General features: G+C 49.2%; 16 protein-coding genes. 8 read left to right on the forward strand and 8 right to left on the reverse strand.

Annotated features, from left to right (window positions below; genetic code table 11):
* Positions 1-331: 331 nt before the first annotated feature.
* The 5 genes from BLQ88_RS07390 to BLQ88_RS07410 all read right to left on the reverse strand — a co-directional run bounded on the left by BLQ88_RS07390 (position 332) and on the right by BLQ88_RS07410 (position 5,386).
* A complete protein-coding gene (locus BLQ88_RS07390) occupies positions 332-1,285 on the reverse strand; it encodes a transketolase family protein (protein ID WP_090148081.1) in 954 nt (317 codons plus the stop codon).
* A 51-nt stretch (positions 1,286-1,336) separates the two neighbouring features.
* On the reverse strand, positions 1,337-2,194 hold the full coding sequence (locus BLQ88_RS07395) for a transketolase (protein ID WP_090148083.1): 858 nt from the start codon (positions 2,192-2,194) through the stop codon (positions 1,337-1,339).
* Positions 2,195-2,299: 105 nt separating this feature from the next.
* Positions 2,300-2,758 carry a thioredoxin-dependent thiol peroxidase gene (gene bcp, locus BLQ88_RS07400; RefSeq protein WP_090148084.1) on the reverse strand — a complete coding sequence of 153 codons (459 nt, stop codon included), beginning with the start codon at positions 2,756-2,758 and terminating at the stop codon, positions 2,300-2,302.
* Positions 2,759-2,761: 3 nt separating this feature from the next.
* Positions 2,762-4,720 (reverse strand): M23 family metallopeptidase, encoded by a 1,959-nt coding sequence (locus BLQ88_RS07405; RefSeq protein WP_090148086.1) that lies wholly within the window; start codon positions 4,718-4,720, stop codon positions 2,762-2,764.
* 54 nt (positions 4,721-4,774) lie between these two features.
* Entirely contained in the window at positions 4,775-5,386 is a 612-nt protein-coding gene (locus tag BLQ88_RS07410) for a fumarylacetoacetate hydrolase family protein (RefSeq protein WP_090148088.1), read from the reverse strand.
* Positions 5,387-5,541: 155 nt separating this feature from the next.
* On the opposite strand from BLQ88_RS07410, the gene BLQ88_RS36705 reads away from it, so the two are divergent.
* From BLQ88_RS36705 to BLQ88_RS07425, 3 genes are all read left to right on the forward strand, one after another.
* Positions 5,542-6,195, forward strand: a complete 654-nt coding sequence (locus BLQ88_RS36705) for a C40 family peptidase (RefSeq protein ID WP_176884932.1) — start codon at positions 5,542-5,544, stop codon at positions 6,193-6,195.
* A 118-nt stretch (positions 6,196-6,313) separates the two neighbouring features.
* On the forward strand, positions 6,314-7,534 hold the full coding sequence (locus tag BLQ88_RS07420; protein WP_090148090.1) for a hypothetical protein: 1,221 nt from the start codon (positions 6,314-6,316) through the stop codon (positions 7,532-7,534).
* Positions 7,531-9,183: a DUF8832 domain-containing protein gene (locus BLQ88_RS07425; protein ID WP_090148092.1), complete on the forward strand. Its 1,653-nt coding sequence runs from the start codon at positions 7,531-7,533 to the stop codon at positions 9,181-9,183. The genes BLQ88_RS07420 and BLQ88_RS07425 overlap by 4 nt, the downstream gene beginning before the upstream one ends.
* 19 nt (positions 9,184-9,202) lie before the next feature.
* Here BLQ88_RS07425 and BLQ88_RS07430 read toward each other — a convergent pair whose 3' ends face one another.
* Positions 9,203-9,859: an HAD family hydrolase gene (locus BLQ88_RS07430; RefSeq protein ID WP_090148094.1), complete on the reverse strand. Its 657-nt coding sequence runs from the start codon at positions 9,857-9,859 to the stop codon at positions 9,203-9,205.
* Positions 9,860-10,104: 245 nt separating this feature from the next.
* Between BLQ88_RS07430 and BLQ88_RS07435 the strand changes: the two genes are divergently transcribed.
* Both BLQ88_RS07435 and BLQ88_RS07440 read left to right on the forward strand, forming a co-directional pair.
* On the forward strand, positions 10,105-10,557 hold the full coding sequence (locus BLQ88_RS07435; protein ID WP_090148096.1) for an RNA polymerase sigma factor: 453 nt from the start codon (positions 10,105-10,107) through the stop codon (positions 10,555-10,557).
* Between the two features lie 12 nt (positions 10,558-10,569).
* Entirely contained in the window at positions 10,570-11,031 is a 462-nt protein-coding gene (locus BLQ88_RS07440) for a hypothetical protein (RefSeq protein ID WP_229212612.1), read from the forward strand.
* A 72-nt stretch (positions 11,032-11,103) separates the two neighbouring features.
* On the opposite strand, the gene BLQ88_RS07445 is transcribed toward BLQ88_RS07440, so the two are convergent.
* A complete protein-coding gene (locus tag BLQ88_RS07445; protein WP_090148097.1) occupies positions 11,104-11,574 on the reverse strand; it encodes a Dps family protein in 471 nt (156 codons plus the stop codon).
* A gap of 207 nt (positions 11,575-11,781) precedes the next feature.
* Between BLQ88_RS07445 and BLQ88_RS07450 the strand changes: the two genes are divergently transcribed.
* Genes BLQ88_RS07450 through BLQ88_RS07460 form a run of 3 tightly spaced genes read left to right on the forward strand, consistent with a single transcriptional unit; the run spans position 11,782 to position 14,080 of the window.
* A complete protein-coding gene (locus tag BLQ88_RS07450; protein ID WP_090148099.1) occupies positions 11,782-12,387 on the forward strand; it encodes a hypothetical protein in 606 nt (201 codons plus the stop codon).
* 22 nt (positions 12,388-12,409) lie between these two features.
* Positions 12,410-12,913, forward strand: a complete 504-nt coding sequence (ispF, locus tag BLQ88_RS07455) for a 2-C-methyl-D-erythritol 2,4-cyclodiphosphate synthase (RefSeq protein ID WP_090148100.1) — start codon at positions 12,410-12,412, stop codon at positions 12,911-12,913.
* A gap of 27 nt (positions 12,914-12,940) precedes the next feature.
* Positions 12,941-14,080: an amidohydrolase family protein gene (locus BLQ88_RS07460; RefSeq protein ID WP_090148102.1), complete on the forward strand. Its 1,140-nt coding sequence runs from the start codon at positions 12,941-12,943 to the stop codon at positions 14,078-14,080.
* A gap of 15 nt (positions 14,081-14,095) precedes the next feature.
* On the opposite strand, the gene BLQ88_RS07465 is transcribed toward BLQ88_RS07460, so the two are convergent.
* Positions 14,096-15,214 carry a tetratricopeptide repeat protein gene (locus tag BLQ88_RS07465; protein ID WP_090148103.1) on the reverse strand — a complete coding sequence of 373 codons (1,119 nt, stop codon included), beginning with the start codon at positions 15,212-15,214 and terminating at the stop codon, positions 14,096-14,098.
* Between the last annotated feature and the right edge of the window lie 66 nt (positions 15,215-15,280).

Raw genomic sequence — 15,280 nt, forward strand, 5'->3', positions numbered from 1 at the left:
TTCCCAGAGCTCCTGATTCCGAACTATGATCAAATCTGATTAGTATTCTGATTGGATCAATATCTAATCATTTGATCAATAATAATCTAATCTCTAATCAATTCCCGTCGACTTAAGTCGACGGCAAGGCGATGCATTTTGTGAGATGTCATTGTGACATTCGGCACTGTAATGCAAGATGCCTTTTGATCCGATTCCGTCGACTTGAGTCGACGGGCAAGGCGATGCATTTTTTGTGAGATGTCATTGTGACATTCGGCACTGTAATGCAAGATGATGCATGTTTGAGCAATGTCATGATGCATTATGGCACGATGACATTGCAATGATGCTATTTTCTTGCAATCGCGCGTTTCGCGGCTTCTACGATGTGCTTTGCATCGAGGCCGTATTTTTCGAGCAATTGCGCCGGCGTGCCGCTTTCTCCGAAGCTGTCATTTACAGCTACGTACTCCTGCGGAACAAGTTTGTTTTTAACCAAGACTTGCGCAACGCTGTCGCCCAATCCGCCGATGCGGTTGTGCTCCTCTGCAGTTACTACGCATCCCGTTTTCTCAACTGATTTCAGAATCGCTTCTTCATCCAACGGTTTGATCGTGTGGATGTTGATGATCTCTGCATTGATACCCTCTGCTTCGAGGATTTCGCCAGCCTGGATCGCTTCCCATACCATGTGGCCGGTCGCGAAGATGCTGACATCTGTACCTTCGTTCACCATCCATGCTTTACCGATTTCGAATTTTTGGTCCGGATCAGTGAAAATAGGAATAACAGGGCGGCCAAAACGCAGGTAAACTGGCCCTTCGTAGTCAGCGATAGCGATGGTAGCGGCTTTGGTCTGGTTGTAGTCGCATGGGTTGATGACGGTCATGCCTGGAAGCATTTTCATCATACCGATATCTTCGAGGATCTGGTGGGTAGCACCGTCTTCACCCAAAGTCAAACCTGCGTGTGAAGCACAGATTTTCACGTTCTTGTTAGAATACGCTACACTCTGACGGATCTGGTCGTACACACGGCCTGTCGCGAAGTTCGCGAAAGTGGTAGCGAAAGGAATTTTGCCCCCGATAGTCAAACCAGCCGAAACGCCGATCATATTAGCCTCGGAAATACCGCATTGGATAAAACGCTCAGGGTTTTCTTTGATAAACGGTTCGAGTTTCAAAGAACCCACGAGGTCGGCGCAAAGCGCTACAACGTTGGGATTTTGCTGCCCCAGCACGTGCATTCCGGCACCGAAGCCCGAACGCGTATCTTTCTTCTCAGTGAAGGTGTATTTTTTCATTTTGAATGTCTGTTTTATGAAACCGCGTGCATGACCACGCTGGTCCGGATATTAATAATCTCCCAAAGTTTCGTCCAGCTGAGCCAGTGCCGCCGCCAATTGCTCGTCGTTTGGCGCTACACCGTGCCATTTGTGGCTGCCCATCATGAAATCGACGCCGTAACCCATACCGGTGTGCAGCAATACCATGATCGGTCTGCCATGTCCCAGACGGCCTTTGGCTTCGTACAGGCCTTTCACTACTGCGGCCATGTCGTTTCCTTCTTCGATGTTGATTACTTCCCATCCGAATGCTTCATATTTGGCACCCAGGTCGCGGTTGTTCATTACCTTGACAGTCGGGCCGTCGATCTGCTGGCCGTTCAGGTCAATAAATGCGACCAGGTTATCCACCTGGTGGTGCGGTGCGAAAGTAGCGGCTTCCCAAACCTGGCCTTCCTGCTGCTCGCCGTCGCCCATCAGTACATATACCGTCCCTTTGTCGTTGTTCAGTTTCTTAGCCGTTGCAGCGCCTAATGCTACCGACAATCCCTGGCCCAGCGAGCCCGACGCGATGCGGATACCTTCAAGGTGCTCGTGCGTGGTAGGGTGTCCTTGCAGACGTGAATCCAGCTTACGGAAAGTAGCCAGCTCCGATACAGGGAAATAGCCCTTACGTGCCAATACGCTGTACCATACCGGGGAAATGTGGCCGTTCGAAAGGAAGAAAAGGTCTTCGTCCTTACCATTCATATCGAATACAACCTTGCCATCATTCTCTTTAAGCTTCATGCGCTCAAAGTACAATGCTACCAACAATTCGGTGCAGCCCAGCGACCCGCCAGGGTGTCCCGACTGACAACCATGTACCATGCGTACGATGTCCCTGCGAACCTGGGATGCTACTTTTTCTAATTGTTCAATTTCCATTTTTATTTATTTTCTATTGGACTGTCCTTAATCCGGTTAACCCGAAGGCGGACCATTTAGGCGGCGTAAATGTCCTGCTATTCGGAATGGTAAAATGACTGATTATTATTCAGTTTTTCCAAGAATTTGATCAGTGTGTTTCGATGATTCCACTTTGGAAATGATCTCCTCGATGATCCCCTTTTTGTTGATGACGAACGTTGTCCGGAGTACACCCATATAGGTGCGTCCGAACGTCGTTTTCTCTCCCCAAACGCCGTAGGCTTCGACCATTTTATGCTCTGTATCCGCCAGCAGGGAAAACGGAAGCTCATGTTTTTTAATGAACCGCTGGTGCGATTTCTCACTATCAGGGCTCACTCCGAATACCTTGCAGCCTTTTTTGAGGAACAATGCATAGTTATCGCGGATGTTACAGGCCTGATTGGTACAGGTAGGTGTGTTATCTTTGGGATAAAAGTACAAAACAACTTTCTCTCCTTTCAAATCCGACAGCTTTACTAAATTTCCGTCCTGGTCTTTTACTGAAAATGCGGGTGCGGGGTCACCGACTTGTAGTCCCATAATCTATCTTCTACGTTTTCTGGTTTTCTTAGGTTTAACAACCAGATCCACCAATTCTGTTCGCAAGATAGTACTATTTCCCGCCCTATCTGTCACCTCCAACACGAGTTCGCCATCAAAAACCTGGTTTTCGTCAAGTTTTTCCGACCAGATATAGCCCTTTTTAAAATCATAATTCAGTAACACCCATTCCCCGTTCACAAGCGCCTTGAAATTGGCAATTCCCGACAAACCATCCCCGATATAACCCCGGATGCTCTTCTTGCTATGCTCTACCAACCTTGCACGCGGCGGTACCGTATCCTGCTGGATCACAAATGTACCGAGCTCGCGGGTGTCGAAACGGATCTGATCGCCATCCCATTTGCCGCCTAGAAACCGGTAGTCGCCATTCAGGTAACGGTACACGTAAGTGCGTGATTTGTCCTCGGGCGCCTTGTCGGGCATGAATGCGACGTGAATGTAGTCGTTCAATGCCGTGCCGCGGTTGTTAATGGTCAATGCATTGAAATTCCGCTGGCCCATTAAAAAAAGCGTATCGAACAAACTGGTGTTATCCAGGTCCACCGACCATTTCTCCTCCTTCACTGACGACGCAATGCCCGGCAGCACCTGACGGCGCAGAAAGGTCTTCGTGGTGGTAGTGCCCACTTTCACGGAATCCGGCATTTCTTTCCTCAAATCAGTCAAAAACACAGCTGATTCACCTGCGTAAAGGCTCGGCGCGCGCTTCTCTTCCTTTCCTTTAATATAGAAAATCGCCGACGGCTCCTGGCTGCGGTAGTACTTTGCCTTTACTACTAATGTGTTCTCGCGGATCTCAGTTTGAACATACTCAGGATTGACTTCCGTATTGAACACCGGCAGCGGCTGGTTCTGCACCTCGCCTTTGACAGTAAATATCAGTTCAGAAAAATTCTCATAGGAATCCGAAATGCGGACTTTCACCTCGTGGCTCAATGTATCCGCGATATTCAGCTTACCATTGATCGCATTGGTTTTGTATAAATTAAACTGATTCCCGTCGGGCACGTAGCATTTCAGGAAACGCTGGCCGGTAGCCTGCTCGGTTTCGTAATCGATGAGGTTGTTGTAATCGCGGGTCGATGCATTGGGAAACACTTCAATATTATAGGAAAACACTTCCTGCCCGTCCATTCTGATTTCAATGCATTGCAAACCATAACGAAAACCGGTGCCCGTCATCTGGTCGAATGCGATCAGATCTATCCCCACAATACCGGTAGCGGAAACCGTGTCAGGCAAGCGCCAGGTACCGTCTTTGAGTTTCACCGGCGCGTAAACTTTCCGATCGAATTGTCCGTTTACCCGGCCATTAATGTCCATCGGACGGATCGCCAGGTTCACAAATTTCGGCGGCGTCACGTCTTTGATTTCATTAAACCCAAAATACAATGGATTGAGATAATTATCCTTCGAATCGCGCACCTCGAAATGCAAATGCGGCCCGGCCGAACCGCCGGTATTACCCGATAATGCGATTACTTCGCCTTTTTTGAATGTAAATTGACCTGCTTCCGGAAAAAGATCGATTTCGAATGTCTGCTTTTTATATTGCTCCTGCCGTACCCAGCTTGCCAGCGGATCGCTGAATTTCAGCAAATGGCCGTACACCGTCGTTTGCCCATTGGGGTGCCGCAAATAAATTACATTGCCGTAACCGGTGCGCTGAACTGCTACTTTGTACACATAACCTTCCGCAGCCGCGTACACGGGCAAGCCCTCGCGCTGCTGCGTGCGGATATCCAGCCCCGCATGAAAGTGATTGCTCCGCAAATCCCCTAACCCACCTGCCAGCGAGTTCGATAATCCCGGACGGATCGGAAACTGATAGTAACCTTTTGGATACGATTGTTTTTGGGCGAAAGATTCCTGTGCAACACCTGCCAAACCCAATACAAACAGCCCTGAACGGACAAATGCCCGAAAATAATGACGCATGAAAAAGTGTATGAATAGTCGGTACGGCCGACCGGGTGATATGAAGAGTACGGTTTACTTAACGAACAGTTCGAGCATCTTCTTGCCTTCGATGGAGGCCGTGAGCTTATCGCCGACTTTCACCGGCCCCACGCCTTTTGGTGTGCCTGTGAAGATCAGATCGCCCTTTTTGAGCATGAAGAATTTGGAAACGAAGGAAATCAGGTAATTAATGCGGTAGATCATCATCGACGAGTTGCCATTCTGGCGCGTCTCGCCATTTACATCAAGGCTGAAATTGATATCCTGAATGTCGGCAAAATCCGAAACCGGCACGAATTCCGACACCGGCGCCGAGCCGTTGAACGCTTTCGCCAGCTCCCAGGGAAGCCCTTTCGCTTTCAGTTCCGATTGCAGGTCGCGGGCCGTAAAATCGATCCCGATCCCAATTTCACTGTAATATTTATGCGCGAATTTTTCTTCGATATTCTTCCCTACCTTATCAATTTTCACGACAAGCTCCACTTCATAATGAACGTCTTTTGAAAATTCGGGGTAGTAAAAATCATCCCCGAGGCGGATCTGTGCGGTTTCAGGTTTGAGAAATATAACCGGGGAATCGGGTGTCTGGTTGTTCAGTTCGGCGATATGCTCTGCGTAATTCCGGCCTACACAAATAATTTTCATCAGGGGTCAATGCTAATTTAAAAGGAATGAACGTCAGGGACAAAGCTACTTACAAAGCCGGGGCCTCACAATATTTGCCACAATTTTTCAGGCTGAATGCAGTTAAAATAATAATGCTATTTTTGAAAAAGTAATCAGGCCAATTTCGCTTACGCATGAAAAAGTACCTTTCCCAATCCCTTTCCTGCACCCTATTCACCCTCCTGATCACGACATTCCTGTTTTCCTGCGACACGCTCCGCAAAACACCCGAAAGAAATTCATCCTACCGAAGCTCACGAGGCACAGCCTCGCGAAACACCGCATCCCGGGGACGTACCTCGCCGACACGCAAACCGGTAGCCAAAGCCCCTGCCAGAAAGCCTGCACCCACACGAACTACCACCGCGTACTCGCGTCCCGGCGATGCCAATACCGCGAACGTACCCGAGGTGGTGCAAATCGCACGCACCTACACCGGCACGCCCTACCGCTCCGGCGGCAACGATAAAGGCGGTATCGACTGCTCGGGCCTCATTTGCCAGGTATATTCCGAAATGGGCGTAAAAGTACCCCGCATTTCCTGGCAGCAATCCGAGTTCGGGCAAGAGGTAGGTAGTATAGCAGAACTTAAACCCGGCGACTGGCTCTTTTTCGTGCCCGAGGCAGGCAAGGAAGGTTACGTTTCGCATGCCGGCATTGTCACCGACGTCCGCAGCCGCGACGAAATCATATTCATCCACGCATCCACCTCGCGCGGCGTGCGGGAGGACAACCTTTTTTCGACCTATTTCAAAGGCCGTTTCGTGAAAGCAATGCGGCCGTTTTAACTAGTACCGACCGTTCACGAACTCCGGTCCGTTAAAATACACAAAGTCATAGGGGTAGCGCGGAATCTGATTGTCCTTTTTCGAAATTTGCAATCATAACTCAATTCCTCTCCGCAGTATGCAAGATACCATTGCCCCTCCGCCGATAACCGGCGACCGGACATTAACCATTCAGGCCAGTCCGGGTATACCCATTTACATTTACGCCACTATTTTCGCATCGTTTTGCGTCATTACCGGACTCATCTGGGACATTTGCTGGCATATGAGCATCGGTCGCGACGGCCTGCTGTCGCCGCCGCATTTGGTCATATACCTCGGTGCCGTGGTGGCAGGGCTGTTTTCGGGTTACGAGATTTTGAGAAAGACATTTTTTGGAAATGATATTGAAAAAGCGGGCAGCGTCAAAATCTGGGGCTTTTTTTACAGCTCCCTCGGCTCGCTGTTCTGCGTTTGGGGCGCATTATCGATGCTTACATCCGCGCCATTCGACGACTGGTGGCATAATACCTACGGGCTTGATGTTACCATTCTTTCCCCGCCGCATACGGTATTGGTACTAGGCATCATCGGCATTCAGTTCGGGGCGATGATCAGCGTGATCGCCTTGAAGAACCAGATGAAGCTCTTCCGCAGTTTTGCAGAAGAAAAGGTCAGGGCATTGGACAAAACGCTTTTCTGGCTTTTCGTGCTGTCGGCAGGATTCCTGCTAACCATTTGGTTCACATTACTTTCCGAAGAATTGGGACGAATGCGTACGCACCGGTCGAGCTACTATATATTTGCGGGAGCCGCATTCCCGCTGCTTATGATGGCGGTAGGTAAAGCCGTTTCGCACAAATGGGCCATTACAGCCGTGGCGGGCGTTTATACCGGATTAATGCTCGGTACGCTCTGGATCATCCCGCTCTTCCCCGCCGAACCCAAATTAGGGCCGATCCTCAACCACATCACCCATTACCAAGGCTTCTTTTTTCCGCTCTTGCTAATCGTTCCCGCCGTGGTAATCGACATCCTTCGCTACCGCTTTGCCCATTGGAATGATTGGGAACTCACATTACTGCTCGGTGTGGCATTCCTGGCTGTGTTTTTTGTAGTTCAATGGTTTTTCGGTGGCTTTCTGATGGAGTCGCCCTATGCCCGCAACTGGTTCTTCGGAAGCCATTACTGGTATTTCGCAAATGACCCGAACTGGGAATATCGCTACAAATTCGGCCCGTGGATGGTCGAAGAAACGCCTGAACTGCTCAAAGGGCTGGGCATTGCATTGGTATTAACATTAATCTCAACCCGCATCGGATTGGCGTGGGGTAACTGGATGCACAAAATTCAACGATGAAAAGATATATTTCCCTCATTCTGTTAATGTTGCTCAGCGCAGCCTCGTATGCGCACGTCGGTAGCGCTGGCGTACAAATGCAGGCGCAGGCCGGTGGCTATAAGGTACTGGTAAGTGTAGTCCCGCCGGATGTGATCCCGGGTACGGCGCAGGTTTCCGTTTACATTGAATACGGCGAAGCCCGGAAAGTGTCGGTGCGGCCCATTTACTTTTATTCGGGTGACAAAGGTGCGCCTACTTCCGATCCGCTCACGCCGGTCCCGGGGCAGAAAGGGCAGTTTCAGGGAGCGGTGTGGCTCATGGAACCGGGCTCGTCCAGTGCGCAGATCAGCATCGAAGGGATACAAGGCGATGCCCAACTCGTGATTCCCATTGTAGCTGTGTCAACCGCAGAGCGCGAAATGCCCAAAGGACTCGGCATTGGCCTTAGCATTGTGGGGTTGCTGCTCTTCCTGCTCATGATCACAACCATCGGCGCAAGTGTGAGCGACGGTTTGCTTAAACCCGGCCAGCACCTTACCGTCGCTCAGAAACGTAAGCGCTGGATCAATATGGGCATTGCTACCGTGGTATGTTCCCTGATTTTGTACGGCGGTAGCAGCTGGTGGGATAGCTGGGCTGCCGAATACAAACAATGGCTCTATAAACCGCTGAATGCAAAAACAGCAGTGATCGAAGCCGACTCCCAGCGCGTGTTTCAGCTCAAAATAGACACTACCAACTGGGACCACCGGATGAAAAGAAGCATGCTCAGCCTGCTCGTTCCCGACCATGGAAAGATCATGCACACATTCCTCGTGCGCACGCCGGGCCTCGACGCATTTGCACACGTCCATCCCGACCGCAAGGACAGCCTTACATTCGAGGCCGCATTACCCGATCTTCCGGCCGGAAAGTACCTGGTGTACTCTGATATTGTACAATACACCGGCTTTGCCGAAACGATCGTCGACACGCTGGTGATCGGCGAAAAGCCATCCGCGCACATTCCAAAAGCATTGTCCGAAGACGATACTTACATCATTACCGACCCGCTCGATACGCCCGGCAAGGTGCCCATGGGCGAGAACGTGGTCATTTGCGGTAAACCGGGCACTAAAACCGTTTTCAAAGATGGCTCTTACGCTATTTGGGAAGGCAAACCCGACAAGGCGCTCGAAGCCGGAAAGCCGTATCAGCTTAATTTTGAAATATTTAATCCCGACAATAGCCCCTGCTTTCCAGAACCTTACCTTGGAATGATGGGCCACGCGGTGGTCATGCGCTCCGACGGCTCGGTGTACATCCACCTCCACCCAAGCGGCTCCTATTCGATGGCCGCGGAGCAGTCGTTCGAGAACCGTATTTCGGACACCGCCCACGTAGCCAAGTGGCCCAACCCGCATACCTTCCGCGACAGTATCGACCGCCATTTGGCGAGCCTCAAAGCCATGCCGACCGTCGACCGGGAGATATTTCTCATGAAGGAAATGGGGATGTACAATGTGACCGAGGGAGGCATGACCGGCATGGAGCACGGCACACGCATCTCGTTCCCTTATGCTTTCCCGAAAGGCGGTCAGTACCGGATTTTCCTTCAAATCAAAAGAAACGAAAAAGTACTGACCGGCGCATTCGACGTTAAAGTCGATGATCCGGTCACATTATAGCATTTCAGCCACCAGGCATTTAAAAGAGCGCAGCGATCTTTTCGTAGGAAAGGTCGCTGTAATCGTTTACATATAGATTACACGGTGGCAATTCCTCTCGCGTATGCGAGCTGAGCACGCCTACCACGCGCATACCTGCATTAAGCGCGGCCGAGACGCCGGAAAATGAATCTTCGAATACTACGCACTGGCTGGGTTCAACGCCCAGGTTTTTTGCCGAAGTAAGGTAAACTTCCGGATCGGGCTTGTGCTTTTTCACATCTTCGCTGGCCAGAATCGATCCCAGCATTTCCTGAATGGGCACTTTACTCAGGATAAGGTCAAGGTTAGCGCGCGGCGCGGAAGTGGCCACGCCGAGTACTGCGCCGTTGGCTTTCAAATCCTGCATGAATGCTACAATGCCGTTGATAGGCTCTACATAAGGTGCATAGAGCTCACGAAACAGCCCTTCCTTCTCTTCTTCCATTTGCAACAACTCATCCCCTTCTACTATGCGCTGCAAAAAATGGCTCAGAATATAGCTGTTGCTTTTGCCATACATATGTTGTGCAAACTCCTCTTCGGTAGGAGCAAGATTTCTTTTTGAAAAAAATTCGCGGAATGCGCGGGAGTGGTACGGATTTGTATGAACGATTACGCCGTCCATGTCGAAAATAACTGCTATTTTTTCTTTCATCCGGCAAAGTTAACCATCGGAATAGCTTCCGGAAAATGAAATGCAGAACTAAAATCGAGCGCAAAAAGTGAAATAGTTTGACAACTTAAATTCAAACTTTTTACAAACGACTGCCTTTTTTATGGAGCATTCTATTAAATTTACCAACGACGCCTCACACTATCCCTTCAAAACTTCCTTACAGTCAACGTTATAAGCGTCCTACTTTTACCCGACCCAATTTCCTGATCAATTAATTGCAGTGTATGAATGAATTAGAACGAGCTGGCAATGGAGTTAACGGCCAGGCGGTTTCCAAGCCCAAAACACTCACTTCTCTCGAAGTGTACGATCAATACGGAGCGATGGCTTACGGTATAATCCTGCAAATCCTGCCACAGGTACACCTTGCGCAGGAGGTGCTGGTTAGCGTGTTTTCCTCTCCGCAATTGCAATCTTGTAACAGTTATCCATTTACGTTTGCCGCCTGCGTGATCAAACTGGCGCGGGAAAAAGCTGTTGAAGCCAAACGTAAACTCACTGCCCTGGTACCCGCAGGAGCCGAATACGCAAGTGGGGATACTTCTCCTCAAAGCATTTTCGACCTCGCATTCCGGCAAGGTTTCACGCCGGACGAAGTAGCAGGCAAGCTGAACATTTCCAAGAAGGAAGTGCTGCATTCTTTTCACGAGTTTTTCAAATCATACCGCAACGCATAACCTTTACACACATTGAGCAAGCAGGAATTTATAGAAAGCGGCATTCTCGAATCGCACCTGATGGGACTGGCCAATGAAGAAGAGCAGCAGCTCGTTGCGGAAATGATGCTGTCCGACAATGCAATGTCCGAATATGTAAATGATCTTGAAGACGATATCAAGCGCTATTTTGCAGAAGGCTCGGTACCTCCGCCCGAAGCTGTGAGAGAAATTATATTGCTCCGGAGCATTCGGGAGAAAAAAGGCCCGAGCAACTACGGCGTAGGCGAAACGGTGGATGCCAAGCAATACCTCGATGTGGAGGTGAACGACACGCACATGAAAGTGCACAAGCTGTGGCGCCCCGCATTCATTGCCGTATTCATCCTGTCAAAAATCTTCCTGATCGCAGGTTTGTATTTCTATTTCAAATCGGTGGCGCAGCAGGAGGAAATCGACAAGATCAAAACTGAAATGCAACAGAACAATCCGTAAAAATATCGACCTGTACACACGAAAGCCGGCGGACCTTGTGATCCGACCGGCTTTTTTCATGTTTTGTAAATGCTATTTCAGGAATGCGCGGAGCATCCAGGCCATTTTCTCGTGTTCTCTCAAAAGACCGGTTACGTAGTCGCTCGATCCGAGGTCTTTGTAAGTGTCCGCAAACTCGGTTACGAGTGGACGGAGGATACGAATGATTGTTTCGTGGTCGTCCAGCAGGTTTTGCAGCTGCGTTTTCGAGTCGCTCGTATATTCTTGTTCGAGCAGGTCGGTCAGTTTGAGGATATCCGACAGGCGGGCTTCTGAATAGTGGCCAATCGCGCGGATACGTTCTGCGATATCGTCGAGGATCACCTGCAGTTGCTCGTATTGTCCTTCAAACAGCTTGTGCAATTCGAAGAAATTCATGCCGCCGATGTTCCAGTGGTAGTTACGGGTTTTGGTGTAAAGTACAAACTCGTTGGCGAGCAACTTATTCAACTGGTAGGCTACGGCCTGGGTATGCTCGTCAGATATTCCGATGTTGGTTTTCATGCGTCTTAAAATTAGGTATAGTTAATTGTGTTGATTCATATACGTAACCAAAGCTAATCGGTAAAAAGTTGCCCTGCAATGTCAAAGAATACGATTTTGATGGCATTTTTAACCGCAGGAAAATTGCCGCACGATATATCGTTACCAAAGCCCCATTCTTCCGTATAGGTAGGAAAGAATTGTTATATTTGTTAACGTGCTTTTCACATGACCGATCGCGAACGAATCAGTAATCTGGAAGAAATGGTAGCGGACATATTACTTAAACTGGACGAAATTGAGCGCATGCTCAACGACATTCCCCGTTTGGAAGATTACAACGAGTACAATCTTAAAACGCTGGAAGAAGGATTGCTGGAACTTGCCAAGAAAGAGCTTGTCTTGAATGACCGGCAGACGTTGCTCGAAAAGAGTTTTGCACTACTCATGGAAGTGTGCCGGAGAAATTCAGAAGAAATTGAAGCGATTCGTAAGATCCGGGATGCCCCCCAGCCGAGCGATAACAACGCAGAGTTGTTCGAATTCCTGATGTCAAAATTTGATGCGGTAGATGAGCGTTTCCAACAGCTGGACATATATTTCAGGCAGATCGACGAACGTTTCAGACAAGTTGACGAACGTTTTGAACAGATAGACAAACAATTCAATCGATTTAAAAGATTGATATACACCCGGACGAATCGACTGGAATTCAAACTAACACAGCAGGAAGATGAGCTTAAAAAAATTTCTCTCGAGATTCAAGCTCTTGGAGATCTTGTGAACAAGCTCAAGACAGAAGTCGATTCGATTAAAAACAAACTATTTAATTAATAACACCCCGAATACACCTATTATGTTCCCATTCCGCGTAGGCCAGGGCTACGATGTTCATCAGTTGGTAGAAGGCCGGCCGTTTTGGCTCGGCGGTATTTTAATCCCTCATACACACGGTGCCAAAGGGCATTCCGACGCCGACGTGGTTTGCCACGTAATGTGTGACGCGCTCCTGGGCGCAGCCAATCTCCGCAATATCGGTTACCATTTTTCCGACAAAGACCCGCAATGGAAGGGCGTCGACAGCAAGATCCTCCTGGCCAAAGTACTGGAAATGATCCGCGAAAAGGGTTTTGAAGTCGGAAATGTGGATGTGACCATCGTATTGCAAAATCCTAAACTGAACCCGCATATCCCGGCCATGAAAAGTTGCCTGGCAGAGGTTACGGGTATTTCCGAAGAAGACATTTCAATCAAAGCTACCACTTCCGAGCACCTGGGGTTTGTGGGAAGGGAAGAAGGCATCGCGGCGCATTGCGTAGCATTGATTTACCAGCCGGGCATATTCCCCGGTGTTGCATAGCAAACGTTCCTGATAAAATAGATTTGCATGAAAAAAGTAGTACTGTTCCTCTCCCTTTCCATGGGCGTGACATTCAGCGCGTGCGCCCAGCAATCATCCGCACCACTCGCCGAACAACCGCTCGGTTTTGAAGAATACGATCCAATCTCCACTTTGAAAGTGGAAGAGCACCCGCTGAAAAAGGCAAAATTCCCGTTTATCGACGTCCACAATCACCAGTATCAAATGCCTTCACAGGATTTGAAAGCGCTTGTAAAGCAAATGGACGCGCTCAATATGGCCATTATGGTCAACCTCAGTGGCCGAGGCTGGTCGCAGGAATGGGCAGAGGGGACAGCTACCTTGAAAGGGTCATTGGAAAATGTGACCAAAAACGAGCCGAAGCGTATCGCTGTTTTCACTAACCTGCAATTCAAAGGATTTGGCGAAAAGGACTGGTCGGCGAAGGCGGTGAAGCAATTGGAAGAAGATGTGAAAATGGGTGCCAAAGGTCTGAAAATCTATAAAAGCCTGGGTTTCGCAGGCATTAAGGACGACAAGGGCAATCGCGTACCCGTGAGCGATCCGCGCTTGCAGCCGGTTTGGCAGAAATGCGGCGAGCTGGGCATTCCCGTACTGATCCACACGGCCGACGTACCGTCGTTCTGGGACCCGATGGACCGCTACAACGAGCGCTGGCTCGAACTCAAAACGCACCCAGGGCGCAGACGCGGCCCCAACGATCCCATTCCGTTTGACTCACTGATCGCCGAGCAGCACCATATTTTCAAGATGAACCCCAAAACGACGTTCATCAATGCGCACATGGGCTGGTACCCCAACAACCTCAAAAAGCTCGACAGCCTGATGATCGCATTCCCGAATATGTATGTGGAAATAGGCGCCGTAATAGCGGAACTGGGCCGCCAGCCGCGCACTGCGAAGAAGTTTTTTGATAAATACCAGGACCGCGTGCTATTCGGGAAAGACAGCTGGGTACCCGCCGAATACGCTACTTATTTCCGGGTGTTGGAAACCGAGGACGAATATTTCCCCTACCACAAAAAATACCACGCGTTCTGGCGCATGTACGGCATGGGGCTGTCCGACGAAGTCTTGAAAAAGCTTTATTACAAGAACGCCTTGAAGATCATCCCGAGACTCGATAAAAGCCAGTTCCCGAACTGATCACATCCCATTATCCTATTTGAATGCCTTGGCTTCCCGCACTACCGACCGGTATTCGGCTTTGCCAAGGCATTTTTTATAATACTCCTTGGCTTTCGCTTTGTTGCCCGCCCGTGCGGAAATGCGCGCGAGGCCCGCGTAGGCGAATGCATGATACTCTTTCGTGTATTGATCGTCGTGCGGGGTTTTCAATGCGAGTAGGTATTCTTTCTGTGCCGCAGCGTCGTTCTTTCTGTCTTTTTCTTCCAAAATCCCCTGAAACGTTCGCCACGCGACCGGGAAAAAGCCGGTGTTTTGTTTACGAAGGAGCTGAACGCCTTCATGTGCCTCATCATAATTCCCTGAAAGCAGCTGCGCTTCCACGTTTTTCATCAAATAAATAGGGTTACGCGGGTATTGATCCACCAGCTTTTCCATGTAAACGGCCGCCTTCTCCGGCTTGGCCTCGTATTTCAGGTAAATGTGTGAAATGTAAAAGCAGGATTCCGCTTTGGTGATCGTCCCGACTTTGGTAGCTGTATCTATTTGTTTCAAACCCAAAGCTTTATCACCATTTTTGAAAAACACCAGCAATGGCTTCACGATCGGATGTTCTTCCGGATACACTTCCACATAGTAATTATACATTCCCGAGGTGAAGTAGAACTCCGGGTTCTTGTGCATCAGCTTGAAACCTTCTACAAACGCATTATAAGCCTTTTTCCCCTCGCCTGCCGCCGCCATCATTTCGCCGCGATAGTTGTACATCATAGCCATATAACCCCGCGCCACCATCGTATAAAACACGGCTTCGGGATCGGTACTATTCTTTCCGTAGCGCTTGGTAATCGCTTCCAGGCATTGATCGAGCTTTTGGATGTATTCTTTGGATTTCGTCGGATTATCCTTGATCGGCAGGTATTTCCAATACAAAATGAAGGAATCGAGAATGTAGGAAACGGGGTGATTGGGATACTTTTTTTCGACTTGATCGATAATCTGGACCGCTTCGTCGAACTCGTAATTGTAAATTTTGTCGAGGCTGTTTTGAATGTGTTTTAACGAAGCAGGGTCATTCAGTAACTGTGCATTGGCCTGCGTTGTGCATAGGGCAAACAAAACCCATATGCACAGCGAACGAAGTGTAATTTGCATGGCTCTCAACTAAATTGGTTTGGTGGTGTCCCAGCTGAACAGTAGCTTTGTTTATAACCCATAATT

This window comes from Dyadobacter soli, assembly GCF_900101885.1.
Classification (GTDB): Bacteria; Bacteroidota; Bacteroidia; order Cytophagales; family Spirosomataceae; genus Dyadobacter; species Dyadobacter soli.